This is a genomic window from Pseudomonas wuhanensis, from assembly GCF_030687395.1.
Lineage (GTDB): Bacteria > Pseudomonadota > Gammaproteobacteria > Pseudomonadales > Pseudomonadaceae > Aquipseudomonas > Aquipseudomonas wuhanensis.
On the sequence record NZ_CP117430.1, the window covers coordinates 3,207,590 to 3,230,174 of the forward strand.

Here is a 22,585-nt window from a genome sequence, read left to right on the forward strand (position 1 = left end):
CTCAACGCCACCTTTAAATGGCAGAATCGCCTTAACTTGATCGTTTTTGGAGACCACCATGCTTCGCGTATTCGAACGAAGACTCGACCCCTTCCCGCCCGACGAGTTACCACCGCCACCCGAAGGCCTGGCTCGGTTCCTTTGGGCGTGCACGCGGGGGGCGCGCGGCTATATTCTTGTGTTTGCGCTGCTCAGTGCCGGTGTGTCGATCTACGAAGCCTGGCTGTTTTCTTTCCTCGGTCAGGTCGTGGATCTGCTCTCGACCTGGCAGGCCGGTGGGGATGCGGCTGCGCAGGAAAGTCGCGTGTTGTGGGGCATGGGCATCGTAATGCTGACCAGCATCGGGCTGGTGGCGTTGCGTACCATGGTGCAGCACCAGATATTGGCGATCAATCTGCCGTTGCGGCTGCGTTGGGACTTCCACCGCCTGATGCTGCGGCAAAGCCTTTCGTTTTTTTCCGATGAGTTCTCCGGTCGGGTCACCACCAAGGTGATGCAGACTGCGCTGGCCGTGCGCGACGTGTTGTTCACCCTTATCGAGATCGCACCCGGAATCGGGGTGTATTTCATCGCGCTCATCGCACTGGCCGGCGGCTTCGCTCTGAAACTGATGCTGCCCTTCGTTGCCTGGATCGTGTTGTTCGGGCTGGCCATGCTCTATTTCGTCCCCCGCTTGGGGAAAGTCGGACAGGAACAGGCCCATGCGCGCTCCTCGATGACCGGACGTATCTCAGACGCCTACACCAACATCACGACAGTGAAACTGTTCTCCCATTCCAATCGTGAAGCGCACTTCGCGCGCGCGGCCATGGAAGATTTCAAGCAAACGGGCTTCCGCCAGATGCGCCTGGTCAGCCAATTCGAGATCGTCAACCAAGCGTTGGTGGTGGCGTTGATCATGGCAGCAGGCGGTTATGCGCTTTGGCTGTGGCACTTGGGCGAAGTCGGCACAGGTGCCGTGGCGGCGATTACCGCCATGGCGTTGCGTATCAACGGCATGTCGCACTGGATCATGTGGCAAATGACCTCGCTGTTCGAGAGCATCGGCACCGTGCAGGATGGCATGGCAACCCTTACCCGCGGCCCCAAGGTGCAGGATGCGCCGAACGCGGGCGTCCTGGTGACCTCCGGCGGCGCGGTAACTTTCGACAACGTGAGCTTCAACTACAATGGCGAACGCCAAGTGCTCGATGGCCTGAGCCTGAACATTCGTCCGGGCGAAAAAATCGGCCTGGTGGGCCGCTCCGGCGCGGGAAAATCCACGCTCATCAACTTGCTTCTGCGCTTCTATGACGTCGACAGCGGGCAGATTCGCATTGACGGGCAAGACATTGCGCACGTGACGCAAGACAGCCTGCGCAGTGCCATCGGCATGGTCACCCAGGATACCTCCCTGCTGCACCGCTCCATTCGCGACAACATCGCCTACGGCCGACCCGATGCAAGCGACGCCCAAATCCGCAGTGCCGCGGCCAATGCCCAGGCCGATGAGTTCATCAGCCAACTGAGCGACCGGCAAGGCCACACCGGCTACGACACCTTGGTGGGCGAACGCGGCATCAAGCTGTCGGGCGGCCAGCGCCAGCGCGTCGCGATTGCCCGAGTGATGCTCAAGAACGCCCCGATCCTGCTACTTGACGAGGCTACCAGCGCGCTGGATTCGGAAGTCGAAGTGGCCATTCAGGAAAGCCTCGATGAAATGATGCAGGGCAAAACCGTAATCGCCATCGCCCATCGGCTGTCCACGATTGCGGCGATGGATCGACTGATTGTCATGGATGATGGACGCATCATCGAACAAGGCACCCACACCGAATTGCTCGCTAAAAACGGCATCTATGCACGGCTGTGGCACCATCAGAGTGGCGGGTTCCTGGGTGAGGATCGGGGGGTGACCGAGGCTATGGATCAGGCATGAACTGAACGGCCCGGGGATGATCTGCAAGCGGCTGCTTGGAGTCGATTTCTGCCCGTCACGACAGGCAGAAATCGGCCGTGTTAGCCGCCATCACTCCAGCTTAAGCTCATCCAAACGCCGTATTACAAACAAGCTGACAATCAGGTCCAGGTGCGCACCACCAGCATTCTTGTATACGGTGATCTCCTCTTCCAGTACTGATTGAATCTTTCGCGCGCTGATCATTTGCATTGTGTGTTTCCCAAGCATGAATCAGGCAGGGCTTGCTGCTCGCAAGTCCAGCCTGATTGTTCAGGTTGCCGCTGGACGATCGGGCATTATCCGCCGATCACCAGCACCGGTTTACCAAGGATCGCCCTGTCAGGCGTCACCCCCAAAACCGCGCGAACGAGGCGACCATGTAGCCGTCCTTGAGTACCGGCGTTAGTATCCGGAAACCCTTTACTCAGAAATACCTCATGTGATTTATACATTTCCCTTAGAAGAAAAGTTGGCCACGCATAGAATGCACATTGAAAACACTCTATTCGCCTTTCAGATGCGCATAGCTATCAACGAAACGCTTAAATTTGTGTTCGCCACAAGTGTACGCTTCATACTTCGCGGGCAAAGCCTCACTTACACAGGTTGGTACAGGCGCAACAACTGCATCGAAGTCCAAATCAATAAAGAAAGGTATTGAATAGCGCTCTAGACCGCTAGTATTTATGACGCGATGCATTGTCGAGGTGTAGCGATCGTTGGTGAGGGTTTGCACCAGATCACCGATATTGACGATAAAAGTGCCTTCAACGGGTGGGGCGGTAACCCACTCCCCTGCCCGGTTCTTGACTTGTAAACCGCCAACTGTGTCTTGAGACAGGACTGTCAGGAAGCCGTCATCCGTGTGAGCACCAATACCGATCTCTTCCAGGGAGACCTTTCCTATCTGAGGCGGATAACGCAAAACTCGCTGAATGGTGATGGGTTTACGTTGGCGTTGTTCAAAATAATTTTTCGGCAAGTCCAGACTCAGCGCGATGCCGCCGATGAGCGTTCTCGCGATTGCGACCGGCTTCTGTAGTTTCGCCAACTTCCATATGCGCTTTCGTGACTTCTTTGGCGTCGCGCCGAGTAGTTATAGAGCGACGTATGAGCGCAGGCGCTAAGTTTCCGAAACCCGGGCCCGCAAAAAACAAGAAACCCGCACGATCCAAGGCTAGCGAATGATGGCCAGCATCATCGATAAGGATTACCGAGAATTATGAATGCTCCATCGTCAGTGTTGATACCCACGGCTAACCATAGCGAGCGGATGTCTACACGCATCGCCTTCCTTATCGCAGGCTTACTCATGTCCGCTTGGGCGCCTCTGGTTCCATTGGTTAAAGCCCGCACTGGTTTGGACGATGGTGGCCTGGGGTTGCTGCTGCTTGGCCTGGGCGGTGGATCTATTGTGGCCATGCCCTTTGCTGGGTATCTCACTGCACACTATGGATGCCGCCCGGTCGTGATCTGGGCGACGATTGTCTTGTGCGCCGTTCTTGCGCTGTTGGCACCGTGGTATGGCTGCCGGGCTTGGTGATCGCTGTCATTATCTTCGGCGCCAGCATGGGCATGCTTGATTGCGCCATGAACATACAGTCCGTCATCGTCGAGAAAAACAGCGGGCAGGCACTTCAGTCCGGCTTCCATGGCCTTTACAGCGTCGGAGGCATAGTGGGCGCCGGGGCTATGACCGCTTTATTGACCTTCGGGCTGGACCCACTGATTGCGGCGCTCTGTATCGTTGCCACCGTTTTGGGATCGCTTTACAAGGCTGCGCCTTCTTTGCTGACTTATGGCACTGAACGGGGTGGACCAATGTTCGCGGTGCCCAGGGGTATCGTGCTGTTTTTAGGGGCGCTCTGTTTCATCGTCTTCCTCACTGAAGGCGCAATGCTCGACTGGAGCGCGGTCTTCCTTGTCTCGAACCGAGGGTTAGAGCCCAGCATCGCCGGTTTGGGCTACGCATCCTTCGCCGCCGCAATGACGGTGGGTCGCCTGACAGGGGACGCCATCGTCAGCAAACTTGGGGGCGTGCGCGTCGTTGCGCTTGGCGGACTCTGCGCAGCCGCAGGCATGATCGTGTCGCTTGGAATCGATGGCTGGTCCGCGTCCTTGATTGGCTACGCTCTGGTCGGTGCTGGTTGCTCAAACATTGTCCCAGTGATCTTTACTGCTGTGGGCCGCCAGCAACGTATGCCACAGGCGGTAGCCATCCCCGCTGTCATCTCGATGGGCTACGCGGGAATTCTGATAGGTCCCGTATTTATCGGGGCGGTCGCCCACCTGAGCACCTTGTCATTCGCGCTTGGCTGCGTGAGTGTTTTGCTGGTTTTTGTCAGTGCGACAGCTCGATTACTTCTAAATTAACCGGATCTTTTCAGACGCGATTTCAGCATTGGTCACTACGAATCGAGCTCCTTCGGCCACTGCACCATCCATCGTTTCGAGGTGACCGTACATTGAATAATAGAGAACCAGAACCTTCGCCATGATTTGCTCCTGGATTAAGCGCCATTCGATGGATCAGGAAGATCTTGGATTACACGGCATGGGACTTAACACTAGCAGTTCCGTATATATCGCCTGCTGGCAAACAGAGACGCTTTTATTGCCCCTCCCCCGTCCCAGAGCAGGCTGCCAATCAGCTGCTAGTGTTAAAAGTGCGCACAAGGCTTCAATACCAGACTTACTTGCGCATCCTCTCTCGCGTCCACAGGCGGAACACTATGAGATACAACCTGTTTGAGAATCAGAGAAACGAGATCATCCTGCTCGCCCGCATCCTTCTAATGATTCTTTTCATCATTTCCGGCTGGGGCAAGATGACCAACTTTGGCGGTACCGTTGCTTACCTAGACTCACTCGGTGCGCCCATGCCCATGGTCGCTGCGGGGGTTGCGGTCGTCATGGAGTTCTTTGTCGCTATAGCGATAGTCGTGGGTTTCTACACCCGTCCACTCGCATTTCTCTTCGCCTTGTTTGTACTCGGTACAGCGCTGATCGGGCATCACTTTTGGACTATGGTTGACCCGGAGCGCGCAACCAACATGGTCCAGTATTTCAAGAACCTCAGTATCATGGGCGGCTTGCTGCTGCTGGGCATTACAGGTCCTGGCAAGTATTCGGTGGACGGCAGATAGCAGCGCGCAACTGTTTGCTGGCGCAACGCCCTTCACCTGAAACGGATTTAGGTGAAGGGCGTGGCAGCAAGGGTTCAGCCAAGGTGGATCGTGCCGAATAATTACATTCGGCAAGTGGGTTTAACGGGATGCAAGAACACCCTTCAACTTCGCCACTTGCGTAGCCAATGCGTCCATCAGGTCTGGCGACAAGCAATCATAAGGTTCCAAACCGAGCGCGCGCAGTTTTCCGCGGATTTCCTTCATGTCCTCCGGTGGGGTGCCGGTTTCGATGATCGACGAAACGAAAGCTGCAAAGCCCGGTGCAGCCCACCCTTTTTGCGGGGATAGCTCGGTATGCACAAAATCCAGGCCATAGAACGCGTGGTCTTTATTTTCGATGCGACCGTACATATGTGCATGGCACTCTTTGCAGGCATGTCGTTGAATGGTCGCGCTCTCGTCGACGATGACCAGCTTTTCGGCGTTCGCGGTGACGCTGACTTTATCGCGAGGAACGACAGCAACGACCGCGAATTTCGCACCTGCGGGCTTCCAGCATTTGCTGCAGCCACAGGCGTGATTGTGCAGAGTCTGGGCGTCAATCCTGATTTCAACCTTATCGGTCGGACACAGGCATTGCAGGGTGCCGCCAGAGAAGTTTGCAGCGCTTGGCTCTATTCCGTTATCCAGTGAAGGATGAAGCTTCAAGTTGCTCACGATAAACCTCCAGTATCAGAGAGTATTCGAACTGGACCTGGAGCCTGAGGGGCATTAGCCATCCTGGCCTTCCCGATATCTGGCTCCCTTCGTCACTCATACCATACTACTCCGCCCCGGAATCTGTGGGAGCAGGTTTGCTCGTGCAAAGCGCTGTGCGAGCCGCTCCCACAGGGCATCGCTCGCTACCTGAGCAAGCGTCAACAGAACGTTACTTTTCAGAAATATCTCAAAATCCCTCGCAACCGCTAATCAGTTAGTTCGGTTTTTTGACGCTTCCCCGATATGCGGTCACAACTTTTGCGCTCCGCTGGGTCATAACACGGTAGCTGTCGATGGAATATTGGCATTTACCGAGATTTCGCCTGATACGGAGATAAGCTCATGATTTTCGATGTACAAAATTTTGGCGCCAAAGGAGATGGCATCACTGACGACACGGCGGCAATACAAAGTGCAATTGATGCGGCGGCCGCTGCAGGCGGGGGGCAGGTGTATATGCCGACCGGAACTTATATCGTTTCGGGAGGCGAGGAACCGTCCGACGGCTGCCTGATGCTCAAGAGCAACGTCTACCTGTACGGCGACGGCATGGGCGCAACCACCGTCAAGGTCGCTGACGGCTCCGACACCAAAATCACGGGGGTCATCCGCTCCGCCTATGGCGAGCAAACCCACGACTTCGGCGTCAGCCACCTCACCATCGATGGCAACCGTGACAACACCACGGGCAAGATCGACGGTTGGTTCAACGGCTACATTCCCGGCGAAGAAGGCTACGACTCCAACGTCACCCTCGACAGCGTCGAGATCAAGGATTGCTCCGGGTACGGTTTCGACCCTCACGAGCAGACCGTCAACATGGTCATCAAGAACAGCGTGTCCCACGGCAACGGCCTGGACGGCTTCGTTGCTGACTTCCTCAGCAATAGCACCTTCGAAAACAACATCGCCTACGACAACGACCGCCACGGTTTCAACATCGTTACCAGCACCCACGACTTCACGCTCACCAATAACGTTGCCTACAACAATGGCGGCAACGGCATCGTGGTCCAGCGCGGCAGCGAGGACATCCCCTCCCCCAGCAACATCACCATCACCGGTGGCGAGGTGTACGGCAACGGCGCAGAAGGGGTGCTGATCAAAATGTCCAGCGAGGTGACGGTCAGCGGCGTCGATATTCACGACAACACCAGCGCCGGGATCCGCATCTACGGCAGCAACCACGTCGAGATCATCGACAACACGCTCACCAACAACTCCCTGGGCAGCCCCGTACCAGAGATCATTATTCAGTCCTACAACGACACCCTGGGCGTGTCCGGCAAGTACTTCAACGGCAGCGATAACACCATCCAGGGCAACATCATTATCGGCAGCGACCTGTCGACCTACGGCGTCGCCGAACGCAATGAAGACGGCACTGATCGCAACGCCATCATCGGCAATACCATCAGTCACACCAGCAACGGTGCCACGCTGGTCTATGGCGACGGCAGCTACGTCAGCGCCACGGTGCCGATGACCACCGTACAAGGTACGGCTGGCAATGACACCTTGCTGGGCAGCGCCGCCAGCGAGATTTTCTACGGCGTTGCCGGCAACGACACCATCAATGGCGGGGCCGGTGGCGACATTCTGGTGGGTGGTGCAGGCATCGACAAACTCACCGGCGGAACCGGCGCCGATACGTTCCGTTTCACCGCACAGTCCGACAGTTACCGCAACGCAACCACAAGCTTCGATGACATCATCACCGACTTCGACGTCACCCAGGACAAGATCGACCTCGCCGACCTCGGCTTCACTGGCCTGGGCAATGGCCGTGGCGGCACCCTGCAGGTCAGCTACAGCGCCAGCAGCGACCGCACCTACATCAAGGACTTCGATGCCGACGCCAGCGGCAATCGCTTCGAGTTGATTCTCTCGGGTAACCTGACCAGCACCCTGACGGCCAATAACTTCATCTTTAATCGGGTGATCACCGGCACCAGCGGCAGCGACTCGCTGTTGGGCAGCGATTCGGCCGACACCCTCCTCGGCCTGGCGGGCAACGACAACCTCAGTGGCGGCGCGGGCAACGACAAGCTCGACGGCGGCGCAGGCATGGACACCCTCACCGGCGGTGCCGGGGCGGACACGTTCGTGTTTTCCAATCGTCTGGACAGTTACCGCAACTACAACACCGGCGGTGCCAACCTTGGTGACCTGATCACCGATTTCGATATCACCGCCGACAAGATCGACCTCTCGGCCATAGGTTTCACCGGCCTGGGGGATGGCAAGAACAACACCGTGTACGTGGTGCTCAACAGTGCCGGCACCAAGACTTACATTAAAACCCTGACCGCCGACGCCAATGGCAACCGCTTCGAAGTAGCACTGGACGGCAACTACCTCGGCAAGCTGACCAGCGCCAACTTCGTCTTCGCCACGTCGCCGACGGTCAACCATGCGCCGGTGGTGGCAACAGCATTGCTGGATCAGAATGCGACCGAAAACACCACGTTCAGCTACGCGGTGCCGGCCACCAGCTTCACCGATCCAGATAACGACAGCCTCAGTTACACCGCGACCCTGGCCGATGGCAGCGCCCTGCCCGCGTGGCTGAGCTTCAATGCCACCAACCTGACCTTCACTGGCACGCCGACCAGCACCGCGTCCGGCAATTACAACGTGCTGGTCAAAGCCACGGACCCGGCCGGTGCGTCGGTCAGCGATAGCTTTGCCCTGGTAGTGGCCGATGCGCCCGTCAACACCATCACCGGCACCAACAATGCCGAAACCCTCAATGGCACGGCGGGTGCAGACCAGATCCTCGGCCTCGGTGGCAACGACACGATCAAGGCCGGCACCGGCGCGGACATCGTCGACGGCGGCGCCGGACGCGATTCGTTGTATGGCGGCGACGGTGCCGACACCTTCCGCTACACCAACGCGCTCGACAGCTACCGCGACTACGACACCGGTGGCATCACGGCCACCGACACGATTTATGACTTCACCGCCGGCGTCGACAAGATCGACGTTTCGGGCCTGGGCTATATCGGCCTGGGCGATGGCCACCATGGCACGTTGTACATCACCCTCAACGCGGCCGGCGACAAGACCTACATCAAGTCCGCCGAAGCGGATGCCGATGGCAATCGCTTTGAAATCGCCCTCAACGGCAACTACCTCAACACCCTGACCGCCAGTGACTTTGTGTTCGGCCAGAGCACCCCGCAGGAAATCCTCTACCTGCCCACCCTCGGCCAATCCAATACGCGCCTGCTGCGCATGACGGAGGACGACAATCAGTCCGGCACCTCAATGCTGGTCAACGACCTGGACCGCTACACCCCCTATGACGTGCGCAGCCAGTTCACCGATGCCGATGGCAACGGCATCGACATCGCGGTGGGCGGCAGCACAGTCACCGGCGTGTCGACGCTCAGCGCCGAGGAACTCAAGTTGTGCTGGTGGCTGACCGACACCAACCAACCCGGGGCTGCGCTGTTGCGCGCCGTGACGCTGCTGCGCGACCAACGCACCGAACTGCAATCGATCGATAACGTCACCATGGGCATCATTTGGGGCCAGGGCGAGGAAGCCGCCCAGGAGATCGCCCGCGCCACGGACAAAGCAGCGGCAGCAGCGGCCTACAAGGCCGCGACCCTGAAGGTGTTTGATTACCTGCATGCCCAGTTCGGCAACTTCAACGTGTATTTGATGGAAACCGGTCACTACGAACAAGACGCGGCGCGTGCCCGTGGTTATTCGGAAGAAAAGATTGCCTCCATCGTCGAGGGGGTTGGCTATGTCCGCGCCGCCCAGGAAGCCATCGCCGCCGAGCGCGCCGACGTCAAGCTGGCGGTGGACTACACCGACCTCCCCTTGCGCTACGATGTCGATCCGCTGACATATCCAGACGACGTCTGGCACCTGCACGAGGAGTCGGCGGAGATCGTCGGTCAGCGCCTGGCCGACTACATTGCCAATGACCTTGGCTTCCAGGGCAACCCCAACGACAACAACAGCGTGCAGGCCATTTTCGACAACGCCCGGAACATGATTTCCGGTACCGACCAGGCGGATACCCTGGCGGGCAGCTCGGGCAACGACACGCTGGATGGCAAACTGGACGCCGACACCATGACCGGTGGCAATGGCAACGACATCTATGTGGTCGATAACGCGCTCGACCGCGTGGTGGAAACCAACACCTCGACCTCGCAGATCGATACGGTGCAGGCCTCGATCAACTGGACCCTGGGCGCCAATCTTGAGAACCTGGTGCTCACCGGTGTGTCGGACATCAACGGCACCGGCAATGAGCGGCACAACTTTATCACCGGCAATGCCGCCAATAACGTGCTCGATGGTGCCGCAGGGGACGACAGCATGAGCGGCGGCGATGGCAACGACACCTACTATGTCGACAACGCCGACGACGCAGTGATCGAGACCGACAGCAATGCCGTTTCTGGAGGAGTCGACAGTGTGCACAGCAGCCTGGCGACCTATACCCTCGGCAACAACGTCGAGCGTCTGTCTATCGACAGCACTGGCGCTGCCAATGGCACGGGCAATGCGCTGGACAACACGCTGTTCGCCGGAGCCGGCAACAATGTGCTGGACGGGCGTGATGGCAATGACACGGTATCTTTTGAACGCGCCCTGTCCGGCGTTACCGTAAACCTCTCGACGTCAGCGCAACAAAACACCGTGAGTTCCGGGCTCGACACCTTGAAACTCTTCGAAAACCTGATGGGAAGTGCCTACGCTGACAGTCTGTCAGGCGACAGTGCCGCGAACGTTCTGAACGGTGGTGCGGGCAACGATACGCTGGTGGGCGGTTCGGGTAATGATCGGCTGATCGGCGGTGCAGGCACCGACAACCTCACCGGTGGCACTGGCACGGATACCTACGCATTTGGTGCGCTGTCGGACATGGGCCTCGGGGCTTTGCGTGATGTGATCAACGGTTTCAAGAGCACCGAAGGCGATCTTCTGGATTTCACCGGCCTGGACGCCAACCCGCAGACCACCGCTGTCGACGCCTTCACCTTCATCGGCAGCAACGCCTTCGACCCTGCCGACGCCACGGGCCAACTGCGCTTTGCCGATGGCATTCTCTACGGCAGTGTCAACGCCGGGGCCACCCCTGAGTTCGAAATCCAACTGGTGGGCGTGCAGGAGCTGCACGCCAGCGATTTCACAGTTTTGAGTTAGGCCCATATCCTGGGAGCGGACTTGTCCGCTCCCACGGGGGACTTGCAGTACCCAAGTAGATCTACTCTTGATCTACAGTAACCACCTTCCAACTGTCATCTGGATCAAAGCGCTTCATCGACTGCGCCAACTTGTCACCACCGGGTCCCAAGTCTTTCTCGAACACTTGTCCTTCATGACTGATCATGAAACTCATCACCCCGGTGTCATCGTATTTCGCCGGCCAGGCGATCAATGCAAAGCCACGGATCATCTTGTCACCGATGAGGTAGCTGTAGGCGCCGCCAGGTGCCGAAGGACCTTGGCCATCAAGGATACGGAACTGGTAACCATGCCAGTCTTCGCCAGCAATGGTTTTGCCGAACGCGGGGCCCAACGGGCTGATCTGACCGCTATCGTCGTCCGCCCAATAGAGTCCGTCGTGCTTGCCGGCGGTGCTGAAGATTTTCTGCGCATAGGCCAGTGCGCCGTCACCGTCACGATCCACTGACGCATAATCCATCTGGACATCGTGATAGGTCAGCACTGATTGCAACGCGGCGAGTTCGTTGCGGCCAATTCGACGTGCACGGACTTCCGCGCTACCGGCCTTGATGTCGAAGCGCCAACCGTTCGCGTCTTTTATCATCGGTATTGGCAGTGTCCAGTGATCACTGCCAACCGACAGTACCGCTTTGCGATCGCTGGTTTTTTCAATGGCGTGTTGCTCGCGGTATTGCTTCAAAAACGCATCCACATCACTGCGCTGCACGCCTTCGCGCGGGATGAAACTGCGCCATTCATTACCCAGCAACGCTGTCAGGCGTGCCTGATCGGCGTGTTCCGTACCCAATGCTTCGACGAACGCTTGAGCGGCCATTTCTGGCGTTGGAAATGCCTGCTGTGCCGTAACAATGCCCGACCACGCCAAGCCGGCAGCTATTGCCAGGACATGAAGGAGCAAGCCCATGAGTGCCTTCACTCGAGCATTGTTTTTCAACGACGGCCTCCCCTTTGACGCGCTGGTGGATTGGACGGCCGACTGATCTGATGGCCGGCTGATCGCGAGGCACTGGGACGCTGGGCGGATGCCTGGCTGGCCCGGCCACGACTGGCTTGTGCGTTGGTCTGTGACGGTGAGCGCGCGCCCGCGAATACATTGTTGGGGGCACTGCCCTTACTGGCGGACGGCCGTTTTTGCGCAGCCTGGCGCCCCGGCGAGTCGCCCTGCCCGCGCTGATTGACCTGAGCGGTCTGTTTCCTGGGTTGCTGACTCTCCCGAGTATTTCTGGCAGTGCCCTGGCTTCTGTCAGACGACTTCGGTCTGTCTGCACCTGCTTGCATCCGATTGCTGGCCGAGGTTCCGGACTGGGCGGCGCGCGCTCGATCACGGGCTTCGCGGTTGCTGGTGGCAGGTCGTTCGATACCGTGCTTGTCCATTGAACTGCGGGCTTTTTCACGAGCCTGGGCCCTCTGAGCATCGTCCCCACGATAGGCTACACGCTGATTGGCGCCGCCCAGTTGTCGGCCGTACTGTTCGCGGCTCTTGCTGTCTCGATAGGGAACACCATCGCGATGAACGGCGTTGTGCTGCCACTTGTTCTGATTACGGGTGATCTGGTTGTTGCGATTGATGTTGTTGTAGCGATCGACGTCGATGTCGATGTCGTTATTGCCCCAGTCACATTCACCCCACAACGCACCGACGATAGCCACACCGGTACCGAACGCCAACCCAGCCATCAATGCCGAACCGGGGTAATAGGCTGGCGGCGGTGGATAGTACACGGGAGGCGACGCAGGATAGGGCCAGGTGCCGTAGGTGGTTGTCGGGTTATAACTGGGTACGTACACCACCTGCGGATCGGAGGGCTGAATGATGATGGTGGAGGTGCTGCTGGCAGGGGCCGGAGCTGTAGCGGTAGCTGCCGGTGCCGGTGCCGCAACAGCCTGAACCGTCACGTTCTGATATTGGTTGCTCTGCAGGTTGCCTGCTGCTTGCGCCTGATGACGCAAGCGTTGCACGCCCCCCATGACATCGTCGGGCTGCGCCAGGAAAGCATCACCCAGACGTTGTACCCAGACGGGATCCTGCCCCAGCGTTGCCAGGACCTGTGGGAAGGCAACCAGCGCCTGCACGCTCGGATCCCAGGGCTGGCTCGCCACTTGTTTGACCGCATCATCGCCCTTGGCATCCGGGTGTGCTTTAGACCAGGTTACCGCCTCGGCGACTTCCCCAGGGTACGTGGTGGCCATCAGCACCTGTGCCAGCAACGGGTCCGGGTAAAGCGCAATGGGAGCCAGTATTTGATCCAGCTGCTCCTGGGTAAACACGGCATCTTTGACCGCTGCCGTGACGGGCGCTGTGGCGGCAGCGTTGGCGGCCGCGGTCGCATCCAATGACTGCGCCAGGCAGGAGGATCCGCTCAAAAACAGTACCGCTGACACCGCGTAAAATAATGGAATGCGCATTGCACCCCCTATGTGGTCAGGCACGATTGAGCGCCTTGATCGTTCCGCCCTTCCCTGTACCGTCGCGCCCTTCAAAGACGATACAGATCTTGCTGCAATTAACCCTTAGTTGTTCAGATTCAAGGGGTTATCTGGTAGCCCCGTTGCTGCATGCAACTGCTGTAGGCGGAAGCAGTGGCAGCCGGTTCTGCCCGGCGGTCCTGACGACGATCCTGACGTTGCCGAGATCCACCTACAACCGCACCTGCCACAGCAGCATCCTTGGCCTTGTTCTGTCGATATTCCTGTTTAACATCGTCGTCTACCTTGTCATAAATCTCGTCATGCTGACGACCGCGCGCTCCGGCAACCGCGGCACCGGCAACTGCGCCAGTAGCGGCACCACGGACACGTCCACCTGATTGAGGCGTTGTGCTGGTGCTTGCCGTGTTACCGGCCTGAGCCTGGCATGAGCTGATGTCCTGCTGAATGATTTCGGGAGACTGCCCTTTGAGCGGCGTTACGGTCTCGGCTGAAGCGCAAAGGCAAAATACCGAGACAATCGTAGCCAGACAGGGGGAAATGGATTTTTTCATAAAGCCTCCACTGCTATCAGTGTGCTTTGGATCTTTGAGTCTAGCTCAGCGTCTGGCGACTAACCCTGGAACAAAGTTCTAATGCTGCAACCTCTAATTCCATTTGCACTTTTACTCCCTCGAACTCAAACGGGAGCGGCAAGTTTTAAGCACTGACTTACACTGCGATACACCCAATGCGAACAAATGACTGTTCAACGGATCAATAGATCCCACAGCAATCCGGGTATCAGGTAATGAATCAGCCCAACATGAAAACGGTCACCTGCCTGTTCGCTACCAGCCTGTGCGCGGCGGCGAGCAGTTGGGTCAATGCTTCACCTGCTACGCCGACATTCCAGACCAGCTTCGACTGCGCCACGGCAAAGGTATCCGTCGAAAAGCTTATCTGTCGCGATCCACAACTGACGCAAATGGATATCGAACTGACGCGTCTTTATCGCCTGGCGCTCACGGATGATCATTCTGTACCGCGTCCAGACAAAGTCATGATCGACCAGCAGTTCTGGATCGAGGCTCGCAATCAGTGTGGCTCCGACCCTGCGCCCAAGGCGTGCGCGATCCGAAGTTATGCCGAGCGCGCGCACCAGCTACGCCAAGGCTCGGCCATTGTGAGAACCAAGGATCCAGACAGACTCACCGAAGGTCCCCTGGCTTTTCGGTGTACAGGGTTAAACGCATTGATTGCCGCCACTTTCTTTAACACGCAGCCTGGTGTCGTGTACCTGAAATGGGCGAACAGCTCGATCACCCTGAGTCAGGTGCGGAATGATTCGGGAACCCAATACACTGGCAAGGATTCCCAGGGGAGCTACAGCTTCTGGCAAGACGGCAACGTGGCTCTTTTCCAGAAACCAGGCTCAGGGGAAATGAGTTGTACGGCCGAGCCTGCTAGCTGAGACCGTCTCTCACGTACTCGGCGATTTATGCCACGGATAGCCTTTGGCACTGAGTTCAAAGGCGTACTTGAACAAGCGCTTCATGTACTCACCATCGAATTTATGCAGGCGAGAAATGTGGAAGTCGGAGCCGATGTACGCCAGATTGAAGTCCGCCCCATCTTGCTGGGCAATTCGGTAAATTCGATCCAGATCGCTGATCCCCTGAGTCTGGATCAATGCGCTGATCGCTCGACCGCCAATGCTCAAGGTTCGGCGCTTCGTTCCGGACCATTGCAGTTCCAGTTTGCCGTTGCGAATGACATAGAAATGCCGTTCACGCCGCAAACGCGCCCCGGGTACCTGGTTCAGCGCCATCACGGTGCCGGGCGGGTAAAGGAACACCTGCGTAAGGACACCTCCGTCCACGTGCATTTCCTGAAACTGTTGGCCGTCAACCTCCACATCAATCATGACGGGTGAGACGGCACCGGGAATACTCATCGACGCGACCATGATGTTGCGAAACAGCTCGAGCGCTCCCGGTGCCTGGCTGGAGGCAATAGCGCCCATGTTCCAGGTGACCGGGCGCCCTGAATCAAGGTCGGTTGTACCGATCATCAGGAGCCGTCCTTTGGCGTATTCCGCCGCGATCGCCGCAAGAATCTCGGCAGTGACGTACTGTGCAATGAGCCGCGACAGTGGCTTGCTGTGCGCCATACCATCGCTGGTAAGACGGGTCAGCATATTGCGCGCATGGAAAATGTCTTTTGGACCGACTGCATTGCAGATACGCACAATGACATCGTCGTACTGGGGCCCCAGGTAAGCGAACGGGGCGACCAGGGCGCCAGCGCTAATGCCGGTGACAACTTTGAACACAGGACGAGTCCCATGCCGGGTCCATCCGGCAATGATGCCCCCCGCGAATGTGCCGGCGTCGCCGCCGCCCGAAACGGCCAGCATATTTGCCCGCGGCAGGATGTCATTCGGTAGCCCTGCGCTGGCGAGCGCCTCAGCCTCTCGAAGGTTGGCCTGGCTCACATCCCGAATGAACGGAGTCAGGTCCTGGTCCAGCCAGTAGCGAGCATCTGGAATGCCCGGGATCAGTGCTTGTTCCGTTAACGTTGGCGGCACCGCATCACGGCGTTGCAGGCACGCTTGACGCAACATGTTCAGGGTTGAGGCGCTAGGTCTGAGCTGGAATGGTTTCAACACGCCTCCTCCGGCCCTGCAACTGACAGAGCCCGTCACGCACACTCGACACACCCATGACCTGTGAAGTCAGGGCGAGTGGCCTGAACATCTTTTATGCTAGCGCAAGCCCAGGCAGTCATGACGTTGGTGGGACGTCCGGTCTGTCAATGATCTTCCACCCATAGATGATCATTAGAAAACGCCAGCCATCACCGCAACTTCAGCGGATCAATCTATGTAGCAGATGCCGAGCTCGCGAGGCTGCTGCTACGGATAACATTACGGCTTAACTATCTGCACGCAAAAAAAGTCCCGTGACCGAATGAGTCACGGGACAAAAAATTGGTTGGTTGCGGCCAACCAAAGGAGCATTTTTAAAAAGCGGTTACAGGCACTCCTGCGCGGCACGTTCGAAACTCGAAGGCATGAAGTTCGACGCCAGCAAGTGGCGCTCATACAAAAACACCTTGCCGCCATTCGGGGTCTTGTAGGCTTCGAGAACGTTGTCTGCCGCGACTTTGCTCGGCACCACGATCCGGTAGCTGCGCTGGGTTTGCGAGACCGTCGGGTTCAGTGCGCTGCCCTGCAACTTCGGTATCACGCAATCGGCGTACTCGGCAGGCGTTTTTTTCGTCTGAAAGGTCTGCGTCGGGTCGTTCGGCGCGGAGGCGCAACCGGCCAGCAGCAAGGAGGCGAAAGCCATGACAGGAACAAATAAAGGGCGCATCGGTGAAGTCCTGAAAATAAAAAGTCTGGTTCATTGGGCAATGTCTTCGATGGAGGAGATTTTCCACCTTTGCCCAACAAACCAGAACTTGCGTTTCTTGATTGTCACTATTACTTGAACCGATAGTTGCGCCGCGCTATCGCTGGTCAGCTCAGCTCCTGATGGTTTCAGGAAGCTTGGCGATCACCTTGATCTCGAACTCAAAGCCATACAGCCACGTTACCCCGACAGCAGTTAACGTTGGGTGCGGTGCGTTACCCCAGAACTCCGGCACTACCTTCCAGATCGTTTCGAACTTCGATTCGGGATCGACGATGAAGACCGTTACGTCAATCACGTCGTCGAAGGTGCAACCAGCAGAACCCAGGATCGCGTTCAGATTGTTGAACGCGAGCCGAACCTGAGTCTCCAGCTCGGGCTCGGGTGAGCCGTCTTCGGTACTACCGACTTGCCCCGAAACGAATAAAAAGCCATTGGACCGAATCGCCGGCGAATAGCGATTGCGCTCATAAAGCGCTTGGCGTCCGGGAGGAAAAACAACATCACGCTGAGTCATAAAGTGCCTCCATCAACGGGTCAAAGACGACCCGCAATTAATGATGAAGAGACTTTAAGGACTTGTGCCTGCCCGATAAACGAGCAACTGTAGCCATCACTGTTTGTAAATCCCAAACAATCCAATAGATATCCGGGGCAGAAATGGACCGTTTCGATGCGATGCAGGCATTTGCTCGGGTGGTGGAAACGGGCAGCTTCACCAAAGCGGCCGAAACACTGCATATGAGCAAGACGAGCGTGACGCAACTGGTGCAGCAGTTGGAGGCCCGGTTACGCGTCAAATTACTCAACCGCACGACGCGCAAGGTCAACGTAACGGCCGACGGCGCCGTCTATTACGAACGCGTGATACGGCTGCTAGCCGACATGGACGATGCCGAGACTAGCCTGTCCAGCGCCTCGACCCTGCCCCGGGGCCGGCTGCGAGTGGATGTGCCCAGCCCGCTGGCCAGCATGATTCTGGTACCGGCGTTGCCTGCGTTTCATGCTCGATACCCTGACATCCAGATCGACATGGGCGTCAGCGATCGCATCGTGGATATGATTGGCGAGAATGTGGATTGCGTTGTGCGCGGCGGAGAACTAACCGATCAGTCTCTGATGGCCCGGCGGGTAGGCGACCTCCAGTTGAGCGTTTATGCGGCGCCGAGCTACCTGGAACGCGTCGGTACGCCGTCGCATCCACAAGAGCTGGAAGATTCGCATCATCGTGTCGTCGGTTTCCTGTGGGCACGCACAGGCAAAGCCGTGCCTTATGCCATGCGCAGCAACAGTGAGAGCGTGCATATCAAAGGTCGCTATGTGCTGGCGGTCGACGATGGCAATGCCTATATCGCGGCCGGGCTGGCCGGCCTCGGAGTGCTTTGGCTGCCAGACTACATGTCCAGACCATACGAAGCGCGCGGCGAGTTGGTCCGTTTGTTCGAGGATTGGCGTCTCGATCCGATGCCGATCTACGTGGCTTTTCCGCCGAACCGGCATATCAGCTTCAAGCTGCGCGTGTTCATTGATTGGGTCGCTGAGCTGATGGCACAGCACGCGCCTATCATGATGCGTGAGGCATCAGGAATCTGACCTGGAGAAAACCAAGCCCCGCCATAAGCGGGGCTTGATGTATTTCATACGGCATCAGGGTTTACGCCCGCCGCCGGGATTTTGCCCTCCTCCTTTTTTGTCTGCGTCAGATGTTTTCTCTCTGTCGACAAAGCTGCCCGAGCGGCCTCCTCCCTGTTCGCTGCCGGGACGATTGGTATCGCTGGATTGACGGCCCCCTGAGGCCTGTCCACCTTTTTTGCCGGCGTCGGAGGGGCGTTGCGGATCGTTCATCATCCCGCCGCCCGATACCCCGCCTTTTTTGCCAGCTTCAGAGGCTTTTTGAGGGTCGTTGGCAAAATTGCCAGGTTTTTTGTCACCGGTGTTAGCCATTTTCGTTCTCCTCATTATTTCTCGCGAACCTTCGTGGGTTCGTCTAATTCCGAGGTTTTCTGTGATTGAAAGTTTGAACTGATGCGGCATTCTTGCGACCAACGGATTGGAGTTATTAGTTCCAGAAAACTCCTGGTGCGGCGACTAATGGGGGTGAGTTAAACGAGTATAAAAATGGGTTCCGCTTATACAAATTCATGAAAGAAAAGAGCGTTAAGGTCTGGCATCATTCAAACAGTTACGCTGAATCATCAGCTCTCTAATTTATCCTCTATGGAGGTACGTCGATGACTGAGCACATCGTCCACTTTCATTGCCAGATTGATCAGGGCACCATGGAACGCTTCCGGGACTGCTGCCTCGACGCCATCGACCAGGGCGCCTCCTCCTTGCTGCTCAATCTCTCCACCTGCGGTGGCAGCACCAATTTTGGCTTCGCCCTCTACACCTTCCTCAAATCCCTGCCGGTGCCGCTGTGCGCGATCAATGCCGGCAACATCGAATCGATGGGCATCATCATGTACCTGGCCGCCGGCCGACGGATCACCGCGCCCCATTCGCGGTTTCTGATTCACCCCATGAATTGGTACTTCAGCCAAAACTCGGTTGACCATCAACGTCTGCGCGAATACCTGTCGAGCCTGGATAACGACCTCGCGCGTTACGTGCAAATCTTTGCCCTGGAAACTGCCCACGCAGAGACCAAACTGGATATTTTTCATTGCCTTTCAGCGGAAGAAAAAGTCATTGCGGCGCATGAATCCCTGGCCTACGGCATCGCCCACGAAATGCATCAGATGGTGTTTGCCGATAACGTCAAACACTGGAAAATCAGTGGCAGCTGACGCACGTTCTCTGAACTTTTCGTTACCGATGAGTCAGGTGCCAGCAATGGGCTGAATCTCCAGCGTCATTCCGTCATTCAAGGTGAGTTTCAAATCCTTGATCGTGCCAGCCACACGGTCCTTGAAAACCGGCTCACCCTCGGGATCAAGCTCATCGCCGGGCTCGACGGGACGTCTGTGCATCAGACCTCCCGCCTTGCCCTGATACCTGTCAAGAAGTTCCCAACCCACGCGACAGATCGGCCGAGGTTTCGGACGCGGTCTTGCGCATCTCGCCCGTTTCTCCAGCGATTGCCTCGTGGGGCTCCGTGGTTTCCATCACCTTTTCGCGCACCGCCTCATAACCCTCCCGTGCTTGCTGCTTGACCTTGCCGGTGAGGCTTGCGCTGGTCCTGCCCAGATAACGGCGTTCCGTTGCAGTGGTGGGTAACGCCGCGCCCAACAACGCGCCCACCGCGATACCCATCGCGGCCATCAGCAGGGGTTGCTCCTTGAGCAGATGACTGAACTGGTCGCCCATTTCATGAGTCCTGCGCGCCAGGCGATCGCTGGTGTCATGGACGGCGTGACTGAGCTGATCGGTCTTCGCATGCAGGCTATCGCTCAGGTGCGCTGCCTTACCCTTGACCGCCTGATAGCTGTCCTTGAGCGAATCGGTGGTGTCGTGCAGACGCTGTCGGGCGCTGTCCAAACCCTCGGAAAGCCCTTCACCCAAGTCATCGGCCCAGTCGACATCCGGCTGCGGCTCGACGCGATATTCCATGGGCGTTGGCGGGCGATTCTGGCTCATCATCAACCACATCAGCCCGACCGAGGTCAGCACCGCGGGCACGGGGTTGTTGCGCACGCTGGTGCCCAGATTGGTCAGGAAGGTCGAGCCGTTGCTTTGCATCATCAGCAGCGCCTGATCGAACATCTGGCCGGGGGTGAACTTGCTTTCCAGCGCGTCGACGATATGCCCGATGTTCTCCCGTTGCGCATCGATTTCACGCTCGATGGTTTCCGGGCTCTTGGCCGCTTCGGTTTCGAATTCTCGGTTCATGACACTTTCCTCCGCAGGGCTTCCTGGTCTTTGTTCAAGGCGTCCAGGGTGCGATCAGGCTTGAAGTGGGAAGGCTCCAATTGTTTTTTGCCTGCTTGCAGCATCACGAACCCGATGACCATCACCACGACGCCGACAATCAGCGCGGCCAGCCAGGGCGCCATCACCAGGCTCAAGGCATAGACGACCGCCATCAGCAGAATGATGAACCCGGCGAGCAGCACGATGGCGCCACCGGCGACCCCGGCAATCCCTGCCTTCAACGTCGTCAGGCTGGCCTGCAATTCCACCTTGGCCAACGCCAGTTCCTTGGTGAATAACGCCGGTACTTCCCGAGTTAACTGCCGCAATAAACCGACCACGGAGGCGTCATGATCAGCCGTCGTGACCGACGGTGTGACGGGTGGTGTGCGTTGCAGTTCTGGATCTTCTCTGTTCATCACCGTTCTCCTGAGAAGGGGCTGGACCCCGGCATTGAGGAACTGTCGCCACGATGGTCGGGTGCGCTCGGCGAGGACGGCGTGATGCCCGTGGCCAATCCGGGCGACAGATCGCCCCCGGTCGGCATCGATGTTTCATAAAGTCCTTGCGAGCCATCGCCAGTGAATGTGGGTGTGCTGCTTTGGGCAGTGAACTCACGGTCGGTTGTTGTCGGCAGGGTCGCCGTGCCCGCTTTCAGGAACCGCGACAAACCGAACCCCACCGCGATGCTGCCGACAATGAACAACCCCGGATTGTCGCGTGCCAGATCAGCGCCATCGTGCAAAAGCTCTTCGGCACTTTTGCTGCGCAGTTTTCCAGCCAGGCTGCTCATGCTGTCGGCCATGTCTGCCAGGTAATCGGACATCCCGAACGTATCGTTCGTCCTGATTTCGGAAACGACTGATTGGGCGCCTCTGGCCAATGCTTCAATCTGGTCCGCTGCGGTATCGCGGTACTGGCCGAACTGCTCATCGGCCTGATGCCGCGCACCGCCTATCGCTTCGGTAACCTCCTCCTTTAAATGCTGAAAGCTTTGTTCGGAGCCTGCGGGATCCCGAGGGGCATCCGGTTGTCCGGTTCTGCTGTCTGGAATAGTCATGTCATCCATCGCCTTCGTAATGAACACGTCAGGGAGTGGCCGCGGTGTGGCCGCGGTGGTGCTTCATTGCAGATGACGAGGGTGTCTGGCGCGGAGTTCCAAGCAGATGATGAAGTGATAAAAAGCGCATTGCAGAACCTGTGGGAGCGGGCTTGCCCGTGATGACGGCGGCACATTCAACATTGATTTCGGATGAAACATCGCTATCGCGGGCAAGCCCGCTCCCACAGGTTCGGGTGGGTATTCGCGGAATGCATCTCGCAACAAAAAACCTGCTAAGTTGTACGATGACAGACGATACACCTATCTCTCGTCTGTCATCTCCATAACAACAAGGAAAATACCCATGAAAAAAACGAAATTGCTTATCGGCTTCTTGTGCCTCTTCAGCGGCTACGTGATGGCAGCCCCCTCCTCCGGCGAGAAAGACGTCGCCGTGGCGGTAGACCATCTGACTCAAGCCATGCTGACCAAGAACATTCCCAAACTGAATGCGCTCACCGCTGAAAACCTTACCTACGGCCATTCCAGCGGGAAAATCCAGGACAAGAAAGCGTTTATCGCCGACATCGAAAGCGGCAAAAGCGCTTTCAAGACACTCGAAATGCAAGGCCAGACCATCACGCTCTCGGGTGATGTGGCGTTGGTTCGTCATCATTTTTCGGCGCAAGCCATCAAGGGTGAAGAGATCGTTCCCACGGAAATCGAGAACTTCCAGATCTGGCAGAAACAGCAAGGCAAATGGCTACTGGTAGGACGACAAGCGTTCCGCTTCTGATCAGGCGTTGGCTGCGATCTTTAGGCC

At 57.6% G+C, this 22,585-nt stretch carries 21 protein-coding genes and 3 pseudogenes; 8 read left to right on the plus strand and 16 right to left on the minus strand.

The window, feature by feature from the left end; genetic code table 11:
• Positions 1–58 precede the first annotated feature (58 nt).
• The gene (locus PSH88_RS14790) at positions 59–1,918 is read left to right on the plus strand and encodes an ABC transporter ATP-binding protein (protein WP_305421191.1); all 1,860 of its coding nucleotides are present in this window, start codon (positions 59–61) and stop codon (positions 1,916–1,918) included.
• Positions 1,919–2,008: 90 nt separating this feature from the next.
• Here PSH88_RS14790 and PSH88_RS14795 read toward each other — a convergent pair whose 3' ends face one another.
• Positions 2,009–2,149 carry a hypothetical protein gene (locus PSH88_RS14795; RefSeq protein ID WP_305421193.1) on the minus strand — a complete coding sequence of 47 codons (141 nt, stop codon included), beginning with the start codon at positions 2,147–2,149 and terminating at the stop codon, positions 2,009–2,011.
• A 292-nt stretch (positions 2,150–2,441) separates the two neighbouring features.
• Positions 2,442–2,990 (minus strand): isopenicillin N synthase family dioxygenase, encoded by a 549-nt coding sequence (locus PSH88_RS14800; protein ID WP_305421195.1) that lies wholly within the window; start codon positions 2,988–2,990, stop codon positions 2,442–2,444.
• A gap of 171 nt (positions 2,991–3,161) precedes the next feature.
• Between PSH88_RS14800 and PSH88_RS14805 the strand changes: the two are divergent.
• Positions 3,162–4,312: pseudogene (locus PSH88_RS14805) on the plus strand (MFS transporter).
• 36 nt (positions 4,313–4,348) lie between these two features.
• On the opposite strand, the pseudogene PSH88_RS14810 reads toward PSH88_RS14805, so the two are convergent.
• Positions 4,349–4,435 (minus strand): annotated as a pseudogene (locus PSH88_RS14810) (NAD(P)H:quinone oxidoreductase); the annotation flags it as partial.
• A 236-nt stretch (positions 4,436–4,671) separates the two neighbouring features.
• Here PSH88_RS14810 and PSH88_RS14815 point away from each other — a divergent pair.
• A complete protein-coding gene (locus PSH88_RS14815) occupies positions 4,672–5,085 on the plus strand; it encodes a DoxX family protein (RefSeq protein ID WP_305421196.1) in 414 nt (137 codons plus the stop codon).
• 120 nt (positions 5,086–5,205) lie between these two features.
• On the opposite strand, the gene gfa is transcribed toward PSH88_RS14815, so the two are convergent.
• On the minus strand, positions 5,206–5,784 hold the full coding sequence (gene gfa / locus PSH88_RS14820) for an S-(hydroxymethyl)glutathione synthase (protein ID WP_305421198.1): 579 nt from the start codon (positions 5,782–5,784) through the stop codon (positions 5,206–5,208).
• A 384-nt stretch (positions 5,785–6,168) separates the two neighbouring features.
• Between gfa and PSH88_RS14825 the strand changes: the two genes are divergently transcribed.
• On the plus strand, positions 6,169–11,001 hold the full coding sequence (locus PSH88_RS14825) for a M10 family metallopeptidase C-terminal domain-containing protein (protein WP_305421200.1): 4,833 nt from the start codon (positions 6,169–6,171) through the stop codon (positions 10,999–11,001).
• 61 nt (positions 11,002–11,062) lie between these two features.
• On the opposite strand, the gene PSH88_RS14830 is transcribed toward PSH88_RS14825, so the two are convergent.
• The 4 genes and pseudogenes from PSH88_RS14830 to PSH88_RS14845 form a co-directional block, all read right to left on the minus strand.
• Positions 11,063–11,950 carry a DUF2950 domain-containing protein gene (locus PSH88_RS14830; protein WP_305421201.1) on the minus strand — a complete coding sequence of 296 codons (888 nt, stop codon included), beginning with the start codon at positions 11,948–11,950 and terminating at the stop codon, positions 11,063–11,065.
• A 26-nt stretch (positions 11,951–11,976) separates the two neighbouring features.
• The gene (locus PSH88_RS14835) at positions 11,977–13,452 is read right to left on the minus strand and encodes a DUF3300 domain-containing protein (protein ID WP_305421202.1); all 1,476 of its coding nucleotides are present in this window, start codon (positions 13,450–13,452) and stop codon (positions 11,977–11,979) included.
• A 28-nt stretch (positions 13,453–13,480) separates the two neighbouring features.
• Positions 13,481–13,546 (minus strand): annotated as a pseudogene (locus PSH88_RS14840) (hypothetical protein); the annotation flags it as partial.
• Positions 13,547–13,571: 25 nt separating this feature from the next.
• Complete coding sequence (locus tag PSH88_RS14845; protein ID WP_305421204.1) at positions 13,572–14,027, minus strand: YMGG-like glycine zipper-containing protein; 456 nt, start codon at positions 14,025–14,027, stop codon at positions 13,572–13,574.
• A gap of 251 nt (positions 14,028–14,278) precedes the next feature.
• On the opposite strand from PSH88_RS14845, the gene PSH88_RS14850 reads away from it, so the two are divergent.
• Complete coding sequence (locus PSH88_RS14850) at positions 14,279–14,926, plus strand: MliC family protein (protein ID WP_370694704.1); 648 nt, start codon at positions 14,279–14,281, stop codon at positions 14,924–14,926.
• Positions 14,927–14,935: 9 nt separating this feature from the next.
• Here the strand turns inward: PSH88_RS14850 and PSH88_RS14855 are convergent, their stop codons facing one another.
• The 3 genes from PSH88_RS14855 to PSH88_RS14865 all read right to left on the minus strand — a co-directional run bounded on the left by PSH88_RS14855 (position 14,936) and on the right by PSH88_RS14865 (position 17,385).
• A complete protein-coding gene (locus tag PSH88_RS14855; RefSeq protein WP_305427000.1) occupies positions 14,936–16,120 on the minus strand; it encodes a patatin-like phospholipase family protein in 1,185 nt (394 codons plus the stop codon).
• A 367-nt stretch (positions 16,121–16,487) separates the two neighbouring features.
• Positions 16,488–16,829 (minus strand): hypothetical protein, encoded by a 342-nt coding sequence (locus PSH88_RS14860; RefSeq protein WP_305421208.1) that lies wholly within the window; start codon positions 16,827–16,829, stop codon positions 16,488–16,490.
• A gap of 151 nt (positions 16,830–16,980) precedes the next feature.
• Positions 16,981–17,385, minus strand: coding sequence for a RidA family protein (locus tag PSH88_RS14865; protein WP_305421210.1), 405 nt, complete (start codon positions 17,383–17,385; stop codon positions 16,981–16,983).
• 143 nt (positions 17,386–17,528) lie between these two features.
• Here PSH88_RS14865 and PSH88_RS14870 point away from each other — a divergent pair, with 143 nt between their 5' ends.
• Positions 17,529–18,461 carry a LysR family transcriptional regulator gene (locus PSH88_RS14870; RefSeq protein WP_305421212.1) on the plus strand — a complete coding sequence of 311 codons (933 nt, stop codon included), beginning with the start codon at positions 17,529–17,531 and terminating at the stop codon, positions 18,459–18,461.
• A 54-nt stretch (positions 18,462–18,515) separates the two neighbouring features.
• On the opposite strand, the gene PSH88_RS14875 is transcribed toward PSH88_RS14870, so the two are convergent.
• On the minus strand, positions 18,516–18,812 hold the full coding sequence (locus tag PSH88_RS14875; RefSeq protein ID WP_305421214.1) for a con-10 family general stress protein: 297 nt from the start codon (positions 18,810–18,812) through the stop codon (positions 18,516–18,518).
• 287 nt (positions 18,813–19,099) lie between these two features.
• Between PSH88_RS14875 and PSH88_RS14880 the strand changes: the two genes are divergently transcribed.
• Complete coding sequence (locus PSH88_RS14880; protein ID WP_305421216.1) at positions 19,100–19,657, plus strand: ATP-dependent Clp protease proteolytic subunit; 558 nt, start codon at positions 19,100–19,102, stop codon at positions 19,655–19,657.
• Between the two features lie 33 nt (positions 19,658–19,690).
• Here PSH88_RS14880 and PSH88_RS14885 read toward each other — a convergent pair whose 3' ends face one another.
• From PSH88_RS14885 to PSH88_RS14900, 4 genes are read right to left on the minus strand one after another with little or no spacing between them, the layout of a single operon-like run.
• Complete coding sequence (locus tag PSH88_RS14885; protein WP_305421217.1) at positions 19,691–19,840, minus strand: hypothetical protein; 150 nt, start codon at positions 19,838–19,840, stop codon at positions 19,691–19,693.
• Positions 19,841–19,868: 28 nt separating this feature from the next.
• Entirely contained in the window at positions 19,869–20,699 is an 831-nt protein-coding gene (locus tag PSH88_RS14890) for a DUF3618 domain-containing protein (protein ID WP_305421219.1), read from the minus strand.
• Complete coding sequence (locus tag PSH88_RS14895; protein WP_305421221.1) at positions 20,696–21,139, minus strand: phage holin family protein; 444 nt, start codon at positions 21,137–21,139, stop codon at positions 20,696–20,698. Before PSH88_RS14895 ends, PSH88_RS14890 begins: the two co-directional genes overlap by 4 nt.
• Positions 21,139–21,780: a hypothetical protein gene (locus PSH88_RS14900; RefSeq protein ID WP_305421223.1), complete on the minus strand. Its 642-nt coding sequence runs from the start codon at positions 21,778–21,780 to the stop codon at positions 21,139–21,141. The genes PSH88_RS14895 and PSH88_RS14900 overlap by 1 nt, the downstream gene beginning before the upstream one ends.
• A 346-nt stretch (positions 21,781–22,126) precedes the next feature.
• Here PSH88_RS14900 and PSH88_RS14905 point away from each other — a divergent pair, with 346 nt between their 5' ends.
• A complete protein-coding gene (locus PSH88_RS14905; protein ID WP_305421225.1) occupies positions 22,127–22,558 on the plus strand; it encodes a nuclear transport factor 2 family protein in 432 nt (143 codons plus the stop codon).
• Positions 22,559–22,585: the final 27 nt, after the last annotated feature.